Source organism: Streptomyces niphimycinicus, from assembly GCF_018883605.1.
GTDB lineage: Bacteria > Actinomycetota > Actinomycetes > Streptomycetales > Streptomycetaceae > Streptomyces > Streptomyces niphimycinicus.
Genome location: NZ_JAHLEM010000180.1, coordinates 1 through 14,305 on the forward strand (window position 1 = coordinate 1; position 14,305 = coordinate 14,305).

13 protein-coding genes are annotated in these 14,305 nt (G+C 72.1%); 3 read left to right on the top strand and 10 right to left on the bottom strand.

Going from position 1 to position 14,305, the window contains the following annotated elements:
• Nucleotides 1–141: 141 nt before the first annotated feature.
• Nucleotides 142–696 (bottom strand): hypothetical protein, encoded by a 555-nt coding sequence (locus tag KN815_RS17845; RefSeq protein WP_216342924.1) that lies wholly within the window; start codon nt 694–696, stop codon nt 142–144.
• A 122-nt stretch (nt 697–818) separates the two neighbouring features.
• Nucleotides 819–2,105, bottom strand: a complete 1,287-nt coding sequence (locus KN815_RS17850) for a PAS domain-containing protein (protein WP_253209057.1) — start codon at nt 2,103–2,105, stop codon at nt 819–821.
• 353 nt (nt 2,106–2,458) lie between these two features.
• Between KN815_RS17850 and KN815_RS17855 the strand changes: the two genes are divergently transcribed.
• From KN815_RS17855 to KN815_RS17865, 3 genes are read left to right on the top strand one after another with little or no spacing between them, the layout of a single operon-like run.
• Nucleotides 2,459–3,841, top strand: coding sequence for an ATP-grasp domain-containing protein (locus KN815_RS17855; protein WP_216342926.1), 1,383 nt, complete (start codon nt 2,459–2,461; stop codon nt 3,839–3,841).
• Nucleotides 3,841–5,847, top strand: a complete 2,007-nt coding sequence (locus KN815_RS17860; protein WP_216342927.1) for a PEP/pyruvate-binding domain-containing protein — start codon at nt 3,841–3,843, stop codon at nt 5,845–5,847. The genes KN815_RS17855 and KN815_RS17860 overlap by 1 nt, the downstream gene beginning before the upstream one ends.
• Nucleotides 5,844–7,145, top strand: coding sequence for an MFS transporter (locus tag KN815_RS17865; RefSeq protein WP_216342928.1), 1,302 nt, complete (start codon nt 5,844–5,846; stop codon nt 7,143–7,145). The genes KN815_RS17860 and KN815_RS17865 overlap by 4 nt, the downstream gene beginning before the upstream one ends.
• Nucleotides 7,146–7,165: 20 nt before the next feature.
• On the opposite strand, the gene KN815_RS17870 is transcribed toward KN815_RS17865, so the two are convergent.
• The 8 genes from KN815_RS17870 to KN815_RS17905 form a co-directional block, all read right to left on the bottom strand.
• Nucleotides 7,166–7,774 (bottom strand): LOG family protein, encoded by a 609-nt coding sequence (locus tag KN815_RS17870; RefSeq protein WP_216342929.1) that lies wholly within the window; start codon nt 7,772–7,774, stop codon nt 7,166–7,168.
• The gene (locus KN815_RS17875) at nt 7,761–8,495 is read right to left on the bottom strand and encodes an SDR family NAD(P)-dependent oxidoreductase (RefSeq protein WP_216342930.1); all 735 of its coding nucleotides are present in this window, start codon (nt 8,493–8,495) and stop codon (nt 7,761–7,763) included. The genes KN815_RS17870 and KN815_RS17875 overlap by 14 nt, the downstream gene beginning before the upstream one ends.
• Nucleotides 8,495–9,118, bottom strand: coding sequence for a class I SAM-dependent methyltransferase (locus tag KN815_RS17880; protein ID WP_216342931.1), 624 nt, complete (start codon nt 9,116–9,118; stop codon nt 8,495–8,497). Before KN815_RS17880 ends, KN815_RS17875 begins: the two co-directional genes overlap by 1 nt.
• Nucleotides 9,115–10,197, bottom strand: coding sequence for an HAD-IIIC family phosphatase (locus KN815_RS17885; RefSeq protein ID WP_216342932.1), 1,083 nt, complete (start codon nt 10,195–10,197; stop codon nt 9,115–9,117). Before KN815_RS17885 ends, KN815_RS17880 begins: the two co-directional genes overlap by 4 nt.
• Entirely contained in the window at nt 10,194–11,333 is a 1,140-nt protein-coding gene (locus KN815_RS17890; RefSeq protein WP_216342933.1) for an acyl-CoA dehydrogenase family protein, read from the bottom strand. Before KN815_RS17890 ends, KN815_RS17885 begins: the two co-directional genes overlap by 4 nt.
• Complete coding sequence (locus tag KN815_RS17895) at nt 11,330–11,593, bottom strand: acyl carrier protein (RefSeq protein WP_216342934.1); 264 nt, start codon at nt 11,591–11,593, stop codon at nt 11,330–11,332. The genes KN815_RS17890 and KN815_RS17895 overlap by 4 nt, the downstream gene beginning before the upstream one ends.
• A gap of 4 nt (nt 11,594–11,597) precedes the next feature.
• Nucleotides 11,598–12,440 (bottom strand): 3-hydroxyacyl-CoA dehydrogenase family protein, encoded by an 843-nt coding sequence (locus KN815_RS17900; RefSeq protein WP_216342935.1) that lies wholly within the window; start codon nt 12,438–12,440, stop codon nt 11,598–11,600.
• Nucleotides 12,437–14,305 (bottom strand): acyltransferase domain-containing protein (locus KN815_RS17905; protein ID WP_216342936.1); only part of this gene is annotated, 1,869 nt, incomplete at its 5' end. The genes KN815_RS17905 and KN815_RS17900, both read right to left, overlap by 4 nt.

Consider the following 14,305-nt stretch of genomic DNA (forward strand, 5'->3'; position numbering starts at 1 on the left):
CTTGATAGCAGCTCCACGAGATCCCCAGCTCGAGCGACCGTGGCCAACATTACGGGAAACACGAAGAACCGCCCTCCACCAGGGCGGATGAGGTTTCCGGCAAGGGCAGAGGCGGCGCGCCTGCCCATTGCCGCTACCGACTCATTGCGTTCTCAGTTTGCGGCTCCCGGCTCGGTTCTTCGCGATGTTTCGGGTCTTCTTGGCGTTGCCTGACTCGGCGAGCAGGGCGAGTACCGCCGGCGACGTCGACTCCTCGGCGAGGACGCGCTGCATCCAGTCCGTGACCTTCGCCAACTCGGCCGGTGCCGGCACATGACCATCCTCGATGGACAGGTAGAACAGCCAGTCGTGGATGCGGCGGCGAATGAACTCGCGGAAAGCCTCCGTCTTGAGCTGGCCGATCTCTGGCAGTAGTTCGGCCGACCACTGCCGGAACTCGGCGGGACCGGTCGCCTTCATCGCGACACTGTCCACGAGGGCGACCACCGCCGTCTTGGACACCAACTCGACGGGGTCCCGCAGGATCGTGGCCACAATCGCGCGGTCTCGGTTGCGGCTCCGCGAGGAAGCGGTTACCGAGACGACGCGTTGGTACGCGGACGATCGGACGTGCTCGTCCGCGACGGCATCGTCGACGGCCACGTCGAGGATGCCCGCCCCCGCTAGCAACTCGGCCACATCGGAATGCAGTGTCATCGTTTCATCCCTTTTTGCGGGGTTGGTTTTTGGCGGCCTCGCGCTGCTCCCGTTCAGCCCGCTCCTCGGCCTGCGAGCACCCGACGACGACCCGAACGTCATCCCCCTGCCCGTCGGCGCGGTCAGGTGGGACCGGCCGGGCGGCGGACGACGGCCGAGCGCGGCGGCCACGCCTGCGGATCGAGGATGCCCAGTACATACGCCCGGCTGACCAGCGCCAGCCGGGTGGGTGCCGCCAGCAACTCCCGCAGCCGGCCGAGGTGGTAGTCCAGGGTCTGCCGAGAGAGCCGGAGCGAGGCGGCGATCTCGTTGTTGCCGTGCCCCGCGGACAGCAGGGTGAGGATGCGCAACTGCGCCGCGGTGAGCGGTGGCAGCGGCGGGTGCGGCAGGGTGTGGTGGGGCAGTACCGCCCAGACGCCGCGGGCCCGCCGTGAACCGCCGCTGACGGCGGTGAGCAGCACCCGGGCCCGCCACTCGTCGCCCCGCGCGTCGAGGAAGACCGCGGAGGTCTGGAACCGGCGCCAGCGCCGGTTCACCAGATCCCGCCAGGCGTGGCGCAGTCCGGCCAGATCGTCGGCGGGGGCCAGATAGCGGTGGGCGGGGCGGCCGAGCAGATCGGGCACACGGACCCGGAGGAGTTCCGCGGCCGATGCGCTGACCCGGCGTATCCGGCCGCCCGGCGAGAGCAGGGCGCAGGGCAGACCGCTGTGTTCGCTGAGCGCTTGGAGGTCCTCCTCGGCGGCGCGCCGCCGGCTCAGGGCGAGGGTGTGGTCGGTGATGTCGATGTAGATCCCGGCCACACAGGTTTGGCCACCCTCGGCCACCGGGAAGCGGTGGCCGACCGCGCGCCCGGGTGAGCCGTCGGGCCGGTGGTAGCCGATGGTGTGCCGTACCGGCTTGCCCGAGCTGAGCACCTGCCGGTCCAGGGTCTGGAAGGCAGCCACGTCCTCGGGGGCGTCGACATCGGTGACGCTGCTGCCGATCACGGTGTCGGGGGTGGTGCCGTACAGATGGGCGTAGGCGTGGTTGGCCCACAAATAGCGGCCTTGGGCGTCGCGGATGAACGCCGCGGCGGGCGCGAAGTCGGCGAAGTCGGTGAACGCGGCGTAGCCGTGGCGTCCGAGCTCCAGGGCGCTGATGTCCACCGCGAGCCCGCTGACCCCGCCCCGGCCGTCACCGGCCAGTCGGCCGGGACAGGAGGTGACGTCGAACAGCCGCCCGCCGAACCGGACCTGGCGGCGGTCGATCCCCGACTCCCGGCCCTCGGCGGCGGCCCCTTCCCGCGCGGCGTCGGCCGTGCCGCCGAGACTGTCGACGAACCGCTGTGCGGTGCCGGGGTCGTGGAAGGCACCCCCACCGCAGTTGACGATGCGCAGCCCCTCATCGGCTTCCCACCATGACACGGGCATGCGCTCGAGCAGCGTGCTCAGGCCCATATCGGATACCAGCCGCCTTTCCGGTCCGGCCTCCGGGCACATACCGCCGAAGGCATGGCCAAGGAATGCCCAGGCCCCGCGCTCACATGCGCCGTAACCAGCCGGAAGGCAAAAGGGGCCGAGAAGGGCTGAAACACATGCCCGACAGCCTCGCTCACCGTGAACACCTCGTGACACTCAGGCATTTGCCTGAGTGCCCACCCCCGATTCGGGGGGTAGGTGTCGTGCCCGGCTGGTTCGCTTGACGGGCCCGGAGCGCGGCGGATGTGCCGGCCCGCCGGTTTCGCTGAGCCATCGAGAAACTCTGAACCGAGGAGTCGTTATCTATGAGTAAGGTGCTGTTTGTCTACGCCAAGGGCGGGCCGCCGCTGGAATACGCGCTGTCCCGGGTCGCCACGAAGGCCGAAGTGCATCTGCTCGTGCTCAGTCCCCCTCCGCCCTCCGCCCACGAGGTGGTCACCCGGCTGTGCGCCTCGGTGGTCGCCCCCGTGGACACCGCGTCCCAGGACCTCGTCGCGCTCATCACCGCTCAGGCACAGGCCGTCGGCGCCGACGCGGTGTTCACGCCGTCCGAGTACGCCGTGGTGGCGGTGGCCGACGCCTGCGAGCGGCTGGGTCTCGCCGGGGCCGGTGCGCACTGCGTGCTGGCCCGGGACAAGCGGATGATGCGCCGCACCTGGGACGCGCACGGGGTGTCCCAGCCACGGTTCCGCTCCGTGGCCACCGAACGCGATCTGCACGAGGCCGCGGTCGAGCTCCCGTACCCGATGCTGATGAAGGCGGCCTGGAGCGCCGGGTCCACCGCCCATCAGATCCTGCGCGGCCCGGAGGACATCGCGCCGGCCTGGGCCCGGGCCCGTGAAGTGATGGAGGACTCCGCCCGCCAGGGTTACGCCGAGCTCCATGTGGCCGGGGCCGACGCGGACTTCCTGGTCGAGGAGATCGTGACAGGCACGGCCGGGGACTGGTTCGAGGAGCCGGGCTGGGGCGACTACGTCAGCGTCGAGGGCGTCGTGGCCGAGGGCGTCTATCACCCGGTGTGCCTGAGCGGACGGATGCCCACCGTCGAGCCGTTCACCGAGCGCGCCGGGATCACCCCCGCCCTGCTCCCCGAGGACGCCCAGCGCAAGGTGGTGGAGCTGGCGACGGCTGCCGTGGACGCGCTCGGCCTGCGCACCTGCGGCACCCACACCGAGATCAAGCTGGGCGCCGAAGGACGGATGTGGGTCATCGAGACCGCCGCCCGGTTCGGTGGCGCGATGACCGTCCCCCAGATCGAGGAGGTCTTCGGGGTGGACGTCATCGGCATGCTCATCGACCGGCTGCTCGGCCGCGAGGTCGACTGGCCCGATCCGGGGCCCGGTGCGGTGCTGGGCGCCGCGGACGCCAAGGGCGCGGCCGGCTCGCTGGTGGTGCTGGCCGTGGACGGCTCCGGCACCCCGTGGCCGGACCGGCGGCTGTGGGACTTCGACGCCGTCCGGCGCTCCGGACTGATCTCCACCGGGGCGCGGCTGACGAAGGTGGCCGAGCACTCGCTGCCGGACGGCACCCCGGTGCCGGTCTACGACCCGGCGGCGGGCGCGAACACCATGGCAGCGCTGTGTCTGCTGGTGGCCGACGATCCGGTCACGGTGATACGTGACTTCGAAAGGCTCAACGACGCCCTGCCCACCGCCCTGCCGCCCGTCCCGGCCACCGGGAGGCCGTGATGACCGGCATCCGCGCGTTTCCGAGCCCGGCCACCGCGCCCGGCACCGATGCCACCGTGGTCGGCGAGAACCTGTCGCTGCCGCTGTTCCGGTCGCTGTCCGGAGTGCTGGCCGGACACCCGTATCTGAAGGTGGTGGTCGACCGCACCGAGCACACCTGGCATCTGCTGGACACCGCCGTCCACCCCTTCCACGTCAACTATGTGGCCACCCGCATCCTCGGGATGGACCTGGACGAACTCGATGCCGGGCTGGACGCGTTCAACGCCTCGGTGTACACCGACCCCGGCCGCCGGTTCCTGCTCGGTGTGGTCTCGCTGCACGCCGACGAGGACTCTGAGGGCCGGGACCGGCCGTTCCTGGTGCTGGAGACCACCGAGGCCGACACCATGGACGGCCCCTTGCTCCAGGAGTTCTACGACTTCGTCCGGGAGCGGGTGGACGGGCGGCTGCCGTTGCTGCTGAAACCGGCCAACCACGGCCAGGAGGCGGCACTCGCCCCCGTGAGCGACGTACGGTTGCCGCGCATCCTCAGCCACGAGCTGTTCGTCAGCCGCCCCCGCACCCCGCTGAACATCGGGGAAGCCATCGGCCGGCTGCGCTGGTTCGCCTCGCTCGAGGAGTACCGCGCGCACGACGCGGACCTCGGCTGGTCGGACATCGTGGCCATGGACTGTCTGCCCGACGATGTGCCACGGGTGGCCGGATTCATCAACGCCGCCCCCATCACCCCGCTGTCCCACACCAATGTGCTGGCCTCCGGCTGGGGCATCCCGAACGCCATCGTGCGCGACATGGCCCGGCTGGTGGAGTCGGAGGAGCTGGACGGGGCGTGGGTGTGCTACCGGGTCCAGGACGACGGGGTGAGCCTGGTCCGGCTGCACGAGGTCCCGGAGCTGGCCGAGCCCGCGTGGCACCAGCAGCGGATCCGGCTGGAGCCGCCGCTGCTGGAGGACGTCCCCGTCCTGGAACTGCGCCGGCTGCGCCGCGACGACCGCGACCGCTACGGCACCAAGGCCGCCAACCTCGGTGAACTCCACCATGTGCTGGACAGCCGCACCGCCGATCTCACCGCCTTCTACGGCCGCGCCCGGCCGCCCCGGAAGGATCTGTACGGCCATCTCGCCTCCCGGCTGACCGCGTCCGCCGACCCCGAGGCGCTGCGCCGGGCGGCCTCGGAGTTCGTGGCGGCCACCGTCACCGCGCCCGACGGCGTGGCGCTGCCGTTCGCCCTCCAGCACCGCTTCCTGACCTCCTCGCCCGCTCTGCAACAGGGCATCGGCAAGCTGAAGATGGCACTGGAGCTGGGAGCCACCGATGTGCTGGACCCGCTGTGCCTGAGCCTCCAGCAGATGGTGCGCGGCACCCCCGTGCCGGAGGATGTGGCCGCGCGGATCACCGGCCCGTTCGCGGACCGGGTGTGCCGCAAGCGGCTGGTGGTGCGGTCCTCCTCCAATGCCGAGGACCTGCCCGGCTTTTCCGCCGCCGGGGTCTACGACTCCATCACCACGGTGCACGGCACGGACGAACTCCTCGACGCCGTACGGCAGGTGTGGGCCTCGCTGGTGTCGCCGCGCAGTGTCCGGCTCCGTCACGAGGCGGGCATCTCCCTGGACGACACCTACATGGGAGTCATCGTGCAGGAGTACACCCCGGCCGAGCTGGGCGGGGTGCTGGTCACCTGCAACCCCACGCGGCGCGAGGACTTCCGCAACGTCTACATCAACTGCACGCCCGGTTCGCCCGAGAGCGTCGTCGACGGCACCGCGCTGCCGTTGCAGTACCTCTACAACACCGTGGAGGGCGGGGGCCGCACCGTGGACCTCGGCTCGATGGTTGCGGACCTGCCGTCCTCGGCCCGGGCGCGGCTGGCGGATCTCGCGCTCACCGGGCGGCTGCTCCAGTCGCACTTCGCGGACGATCCGGACGATCCGCAGGACATCGAGTGGCTGATGGCCGAAGGGGGCGGTATCAAGCTGGTCCAGCTCCGCCCGTACGCGCTGTGAAGGGCCGTGTGCCGTTCCTCCGCCGCTCCCCGGCGCAGGGGCGGACCCCGCTCACGGCCGGGGCACGCCGGGTCATCGCCCTCAACAACGGTTTCCAGTTGCTGTTCAACCTGCTGTGGTGGATGCCGGTGTTCTACGCCTACCAGCGGCAGGCCGGGCTCTCGGACGCGCAGATCTTCGGCATCCAGTCCCTCTACTACATCGCGTTCTGCCTGTTCGAGATCCCGACCGGCCTGGTGGCCGACCGGATCGGCGCCCGCAACTGTCTGCGCGCGGGCGCCGTGGTGATGACCGCGGCGAACCTGGCCCCGGTCTTCTCCCCCGACTACACCGGTTTCCTGGTGCACTTCCTCGCCATCGCCGCGGGCCGTTCCCTGACCTCCGGGGCGGCCAGCGCCTACCTCTACGACGCGCTGCACACGGAGGGCGCGGACGACCACTATCTGCGCGCCGAGGGCACCGCGCGGGCGCTCGGGCTGGCCGCGAAGGTGGTGTGCTGGCCCCTGGTGGGACCCCTGATGGCGCTGTCCCGGCCCGCCCCGTACCTCCTCAGCGCGGTCAGCGCCGCGGCGTCACTGGCCTGTGCCATGGCCCTGCCCCGGCTGGTGGGCGCGGAGTCGGGCGAACGCCGGTCGGGGGCGTGGCGGGAGGCCGGGCGGGCGCTGCGCCGGCTGCGCGGCTCCCCGTGGCTGGCCCTGGTGATGGTGCAGGGCGTGGCGGTCTTCACGCTCTCCCGGATCTGCCAGGTGAACCTGTTCCAGCCGATCCTGATCGACCAGGGAATCCCGGAGTCCTCGCACGGCGGTGTGCTGGCGGCGGTGACGGTGGCCGAGGCCGTGGGCGCGGCCCGGCCGCAGTGGCTGGGCCGCAAGCTGCAACCGCTGACGATCGTGTCCGTCTTGAGCCTGGCGATGGCTGTGTCCCTGGCCGGGATCACCCGCGGCGGGCCGATGGCGGCGGTGGCGCTGCTCTGCCTGTTCTCGGCGGTCACCGGCTTCGCGTATCCGATCCAGCGCAAACTGGTGAACGACGCGGTGCCGCCCGGCGCTCCGCGCGCCACCCTGCTGTCGGTGGAGAGCATCATCGACCGCGCGGTGTGCGCCCTGGTGGCGGTGGCCGCGGGAGCGTACCTCTCGGCGGGCCGGATGGACGCGCTGCTGTGGCACAGCGCCGCCGTGACCGCTGCGGTGATGCTCGCGGTGCACCTGGCCGTGCTGATCGGACGGCCCCGGCGCCCCCGCCCACCACGGGCCGCCCGCGAGGAGTGTCAGGCGGCCGTCGGGCACGCACGAAGGTGATATCGGGCCGGTGAGGGCGTTCATGAAGCCGCCTGCTTGCCCTGCGGATCGCCCGCCAGCGCAAGCGCGCCGGCCGAGGCCGGTGCCACCATGTCGAGCGCCTGCTCCGGTGTCCGGGCCACGCGCAGGATGCCGGAGTCGCGCACGAAACCCCGTTTGTGGAGCCGCTCGACGTAGTTGAGCAAGGGCAGCCAGTCGTCGTCCACGTCCAAGAGCACGAGGGGACCGACGTCCTGCCCGAGTGCGGCCATGGACACCACTTCGAGCACCTCGTCGAGCGTGCCGTAGCCGCCCGGAAGCGCGACGAAGGCGTCCGCGCGGTCGATCATGACGCGCTTGCGTTCCAGGAGATCCTCCGTGAGTACTATCTGCTGTGGCGGCAGGTGGTCGTTCATCTCCTTGGCGCGCAAGAACTCCGGGATGACCCCGAGGATCGGCGCACCGCCCTCGGCGGCACCGCGCGCCACCGCGCCCATCAGGCCGGCCCCGCCCGCCCCGTAGACCAGCCGGTGGCCGCGGGCGGCCAAGCCGGCGCCGAGCTCGGTGGCGGCCTGGACGTACCGGTCCGACGGTCCCGTGGAGAAGCCACAGAAGACTCCGAGCGCCAGAGAGCTTTCAGAGGTATCCATAACTGAGCCAGCCTCCGTCGACGACCAGGGTCTGGCCGTTTATGTAGTCGGCCGCAGAGGAGGCCAGGAACAGGACGGGTCCGACGATGTCGTCCGGCCGGCCGCGCCGGCCGGAGGGGATGCGCCCGACGATGGCGTCCTCGTCGAGCGCGGCCGGATGCGGGGTCTCGATGCGGATCATGCCGGGGGCGACCGCGTTGACGTTGACGTTGCGCGCCGCCCACTCCACCCCGAGGCTGCGGGTGAGCTGGAGTACGCCGCCCTTGCTCGCGGCGTACAGCGCCCGTTCCGGGAAAGCGGTGTAGGACAACAGCGAGCAGAAGTTGACGACCTTGCCGTGGCCTTGCTCGAGCAGGTGCCTGCCGAAGATCTTGCAGGCCAGGAACGTGCCCATGACGTTGGTTTCCAGCAGGGTCCGCGCGGATTCCGCGGGAAACCCGGCAGTGGGCCCGAGATCGAAGACGCCTGCGGCATTGACGAGGACGTCCACGCCGCCGAACCTGTGGACCACCCGCTCGGCCGCCTCGCCCAGCGCCGCCTCGTCCGCGACATCCACGGCCACGGCCACGCTCTCGGCGCCGAGTTCCTCGATCTCGCCCGCCACCGACTCCACCTGGGACCCGGTGCGGGCCAGCACCGCGACCCGCGCACCGCGGGCAGCGAAGCCGAGGGCGACGGCACGCCCGATGCCCCGGCCACCGCCGGTGACCACGACCCGCATCAGCGCGCCCGGAACTCGCCGAACCAGTGCAACTGGTCCGGCTTGGAGCGGGTGGGCACGTTGCGGTACACGTACAGCGCCACGCACTCGAACCGGTCGGCGGTGAACGTGCTGAGGATCTCCTCACTGGTGATCCGGCGCGGGCCGGTACCGGCCACCATCTTGTCGGAGAAGGAGTTCAGCAGGAACAGGCCGCCGGGCCCCAGTAGGCGGTGCACCTCGTCGGCGTAGCGCGACCTGGCGTCGTCACGCATGTTGTGGAACACGAAGGAGTCGGTGACGACGTCGGCCGAGGAGTCCGGCAGCGGGACGTCGAGCACGTCGCCCTGGATGAACTCCGCTTCGGCGCCGGCCAGTTCGGCCCAGCGGGTGGCCCGGGCGACGGCGTCCGGAGACAGGTCGACGCCGGTGACGTCCAGGCCCTGCACGGACAGAAAGACCGCGTCGACGCCGGGGCCGCTGCCCAGGTCGATCAGGCGCTGACCCGGTTTGAGCGTGCCGTCGATCACCCGCTTGATCAGCTCCAGGCCGGGGGAGGCGTTGAACCAGGAGAGCTTGGCCAGCGATTCGTCGGCGTAGACGGAGGAAAACGTGTCGGTCCAGCTCTGTGTGAAGGCAGTCATCGGGTGACCTCCTGGGTCGGGCCGCTGAGCACAGTGGCGGTGTCCTCGGTGACGAGGCGGACGTAACCGGGTACGGCCGGGATCCGGTCCTCAGGCATGGTGAGGACGACGCGGTCCTCGGAACGGGAGACGACGGCGAATCCCGCGAATCGGTAGGTGACGAGCATCTGCCGGTTCCGGTCAGTGGGCCGGAAGTGGGCGACGGTGCGGGCACCGTGCGCGGCGGCGGTGCGGGCCAGCGCCGCGATGAGCGCGGTGCCGACGTTGCGGCCCATGACCCGGCAGGACATCAGCAGCAGCCGGATCGTCCAGTCGGGACCGGTGGACAGCACGGCCAGCCCGATGGTGCCGTAGGTGCCGAAGCGGTCGTCGAGTTCGGCGACGATCACCCGGTGGCCGGGGTCCCGCACCAGCTCGGCCAGCTCGTCCCGGTCGAAGGTGATGCCGGTGGTGTTGAGCTGGTGGGTGCGCCGGGTCAGCTCCGCCGCGCGGTCCAGATCGCCCTCGGTCGCGTTGCGCACCCGCAACGTCATGCCCAGCGAGGACAGGAACTCCTCGGCCGGGCCCTGGAACCTCTCCTCGTGCCCGCGGCGGCGGCCCTCGGCCTGGTACATCTCCCGGCGGCGGGCGGCGTCGGCGGTCACCTGCCGCGGCAGGACCCGGCCGCCGGCGACCAGTTCGTGCAGCCTCTCCCGCGTCACGCAGCGGACTTCGGGCAGTTCCCTGGCCACCTCGGCACGTTCGAACTCCGAGTCGTCGACGAACAGCACGCTGTCGGCGCCGATGTTGAGCACGTCCAGCAGCGTGCGCAGCGATGCGGATTTGGCCGACCAGCCGAGCTGCGGGTGCAGGAAGTACTTGTCGAGCCCGAAGCCGCGGAGCCGGTCCCGGGCGGGGCCGGGCTCGTTGCGGCTGGCGACGGACTGGAGGATGCCGTGCTCGTCCAGGACGCGCACGAGGGTGCGGTTGGCGTCGGGAACGTGGAGTTCGTCGCCCTCCAGGAGCGTGCCGTCCCAGAGGGTGTCGTCCAGGTCCCAGACCACGCACTTGACGGTGTTCTCGGCCGGGGCCGGGGTCATCGCTGCTTTCCTTTCCCCGCGGCGCCCTGGTCGCGCAGCAGCGCGGTGGCCACGATGTCCTGGAGCACCTCGGTGGGTCCCTCGATCACCTCGTGCACCCGGGCCGCGGCCACCAGCCGGCCCAGCGGATGGTTCTCGGTCTGGCCCTCGGCGCCCAGCAGGCGCGAGGCAGTGGCGGTCACGCCGCTGGCCGCCCGGGAGGCCAGCAGCTTGGCGCGGGCGGCGGTCACCGCCGCCGTCGGCGTGCGGTCCTCGACCTCCTGCGCCGCCGACCGCACGTAGTGGATCGCGGACTCGGTGGCGAGGGCGGCATCGGCGAGCAGCCCGCGCACCAACTGGTGGTCCCCGAGCACGCGGTCCCCCGTGGAGCGGGTGGCCGCGTGGCCGACGGCCAGGTCGAGCGCGGCCTGTGCGATGCCCGTCGCCCCCGCCGCGACGCAGAGCCGGCCCAGGGTCAGGCACGACGTCGCGACGAACGGGATGCCGGTGCCCGGTCGCCCCACCACACGGGCGGCGGGGGCGGTCGCCCCGTCGAAGGTGACGCGGGCCAGCCGCGCGGCCCGCAGGCCCGCGGTACGGGGTTCGGGCTCGACCCGAACCGCACTGCCCGCGTCCACCAGCGCGCAACTGTCCAGGCCCGCGGTGAGGCCGAAGACGAGGTAGGCGTCGGCGATCTGGCCGAAGGACAGCCAGCGCTTCACCCCGGTGACGCGCAGGGTGTCGCCATCCCGGTCGATCCTGGTGGTCAGTGCCCCGGCGTCGGCTCCGCCGCCGGTCTCGGTGAGGGCGAAGGCGGCGAGCACCCGGCCGGTGGCCAGCTCGGGCAGGAACGCGTCGCGGGTCTCCCGCACCGCCCAGCGGCGCAGGGCGTGACAGACCATGGCGTGGACCACCAGCAGGCTGTGCAGGCTGGGCGAGGCGGCGGCCACCAGCCGGTGCACCTCGGTCACGTCCACCAGCGGGAGATCGCTGCCGTGGTGCGCGGTGCCGACGGTCATGCCGAGCAGTCCGTGCCCGGCCAGGCGCTCGACGTCCTCGCGCGGGACGGCGCCCGCCCGTTCCCAGGCCGTGGCCCGGTCGGCGAACCGCTCGCCCCGCAGCACGTCGAGGACCGCTTCCGGCGCAGTGGTGCTCACACCGCCACCCGGCGGGTGACCAGGGCGGCCAGTCCCCGCACGGAGTCGAAGTTGAGCAGTTCCAGGTCCTCGTCGGTCACCTCGACGTGGAAGGTGCGCTCGACGAAGTCGACCATCTGGACCGCGGCGATCGAGTCCAGGACGCCCCCGGAGATCAGCGGCCAGTCGTCCTCGATGTCCGGGTGGCCACTGAGCCGGGCGATGAACTCCCGCACCACGGCGGCGATTTCCTCGTTCGTGGGCGTGCTCTGAGCAGTCATCCTGTCAGCTCCCGTCGTAGGAGTAGAAACCGCGGCCGCTCTTGGCCCCGGTCCGGCCCTCGTCGACCATCCGGCGCAGGTGCGGGTGGGCGGCGAACTCGGTGCTCCCGTAGTGCTCGTGCAGGACGTCGAGCGTGCGCACGACCGTGTCGAGGCCGATCAGGTCGGCGGTGCGCAGCGGCCCGGAGGTGTGGCCGAGGCAGCCCTTGAACAGCTCGTCGACCTGGTTCGGGGTGGCGACACCGTCCGCGACGACGGCGGCCGCGAGGTTGACCACCGGCATCAGCACGCGGTTGATGACGAAGCCGGGGGCGTCGTTGACCACGACGGAGCGCTTGCCCATGCGACCCAGCAGGTCCCGGGCCGCGGCCAGCGCGGTGTCCGAAGTGGACGGGGCGCGGACGACCTCGACCATGTCGATGCGGTCGACCGGGTTCATGAAGTGCACGCCGACCACGCGGCCGGGGTCGGCAAGGCACTGCGCCAGCCGGGCGATGGGGATGGCGGAGGTGTTGGCGGCGATGGTCACGCCGGGCGCCAGCGCCTTGTCCAGCAACGGGTACAGCTCGCGCTTGCCCGGTTCCGATTCGGTGGTGTTCTCCACCACGAACCCGGCGCCGGCCACGTCGGCCAGGTCGGTGCTGGAGCGGATGTCCAGCGGCCGCGGTCCCCGGCCGCCCAGCAGCGCGGCCAGCCGCTCGTGCCGCCGGACGGCCGCGCGGGCCGCGTTAAGTGCGGCGGTATCGGTGTCGACGAGGGTGACGGCGTAGCCTGCCGCCGCGGCGGCGTGGGCGACGCTGGAGCCGATGACACCGGCTCCGATCACTCCGAGCGTGGGTGCGCTCATGACACTGGGCTCCCGTGGTCGAGGGGTTCCGGTTCGTGCTCGGTGGCGGCGAGCCAGTCCTGGATCTCGCGCGTCATGCCGCCGAGGGTCGCGGAGGCGAAGACGACGGAGGAGGGCACGGCCCGTCCGGTGAGTTCCTTGAGGCCCGCGATCAGGTGCACGCCCATCAGGGAGTCGCCACCGAGGTGGAAGAAGTGGTCGTCGGGGTGGACTTGGCGCAGTCCGAGCAGGACCCGGAAGCGGTGGGCCAGGAACTGCCCGACGGTGGATCCGGGTGCCTCCTCCGGCGGCGCCGGCGCGGGGGTCTCGGCTACCAGCTCGGCCTGCCGCGCCGTGGCAGGCGCCGGCCAGGGACCGGCAGGCGGCTCGGTGTCGGGCAGGTACCGGCGGCGCTGCAGGGCGCGCGGGGGCAGACCGGCCCGGCGCGCCGGGGCACGGCGCAGGCGTGGCCAGTCGGCCTCGACCCCATGGGCCCACAGTGCTCCCAGTGCCTCCAGCAGGATCTGCCGGTCGCCGGCGTTCTCGTAGGACTGCCGCACGGTGCGCACGCACACGGCGTCCGGGTCGGCCTGGGCGATCCAGGGACGGGCGGTGCCCGGTCCCACCTCGACCAGGACCCGGTGCCGGGACAGGACCAGCCCGGCCGCCGCGCGGAACCGCACCCGGCTGACCATGTGGTCACGCCAGTAGCCGGGTTCGGGTACCTCCCCGTCCAGCCACGCGCCGAGCACGCTCGAAGCGATGGGGATGCGGGCCGGCGCCAGGTCCACATGGCGCAGATCCTCGCCGAGCAGGGCGGCGGCGCCCGCCAACTGCGGTGTGTGGAAGGGATGCTTGGTGTCCACGGGCAAGGTGGTGAACCCCGCGGCACGCAGCCGGCCGGCCAGCGTCGACACGGCTTTTGGCCGGCCGGAGAACACGCAGTGGCCCGGCCCGTTCTCGGCCGCGATCCAGGTGTCCGCCACGGCGTAGCGCTCCACCTCCTCCGCGGCGGCGAGCACGCTGAGCATGGCGCCCGGCCCGGCGGTCCCGACCAGGTCGGCCCGGCGGGCGACGGCGGCCATCGCGTCCTTCGGTCCGACGACCCCGGCCAGCACGGCCGCCACCCATTCCCCCAGGCTGTGGCCCAGCAGCGCGGCCGGGCGGATCCCGAGGTCCATGAGCGTGCGGGCCATGGCGTGTTCCATGCAGAACAGCGAAAGGTGCACCTCGCGCAGTTCCCGGGGCGCGGGCGCCGAGCCGCCGCGCCGCAGCAGGGCGCGCAGATCCACGCGGTCGCCCTGGCGGTCCGGCCGGGCCGGCTCGGTGGCGAACGACCGGCCCACGGCACCGTCGGTCAGCGTGTCCGCCACGGCCACGACGGCCTGGAGGTTGCGGGCGAACAGCGGTTCCGTGCGGGCCAGTTCGGCGCCCATGCCCGGGTAGTGACTGCCGATGCCCGGCAGCACGAACACGACCTCGGGGGCGTCGGCTGTGGCGTGGCCGCGCTGGATTCGCAGCCGGTCGCCGCCGAACGCCGCGGCCACCTCGTCGGGGGAGCGCACCACGGCGTAGGCACGATGCGGATAGCGGTGGCGTGCGGTCTGGGTCGTCCACGCCGCGTCAGCGATCCGCGAAGGGTTCTCGCCCAAGTGGTCGCGCAGAGCGGCCAGGTCGACGTCCAGGGTGTCCGGGTGGTGGCTGGACAGCAGCAGCAACTCGGGATCCCGCGAAGGCGGCGTCACCGGTGCGGCGGGCGCTTCCTCCAGTACCACGTGGCAGTTCGTGCCGCCCAGGCCGAAGGCACTCACCCCGGCCCGCCGGGGCCGGCCGGGCACCGCGGGCCAGTCCAGGGCCTCGCCCAGCGGCCGCAGCGGGCCGGACCG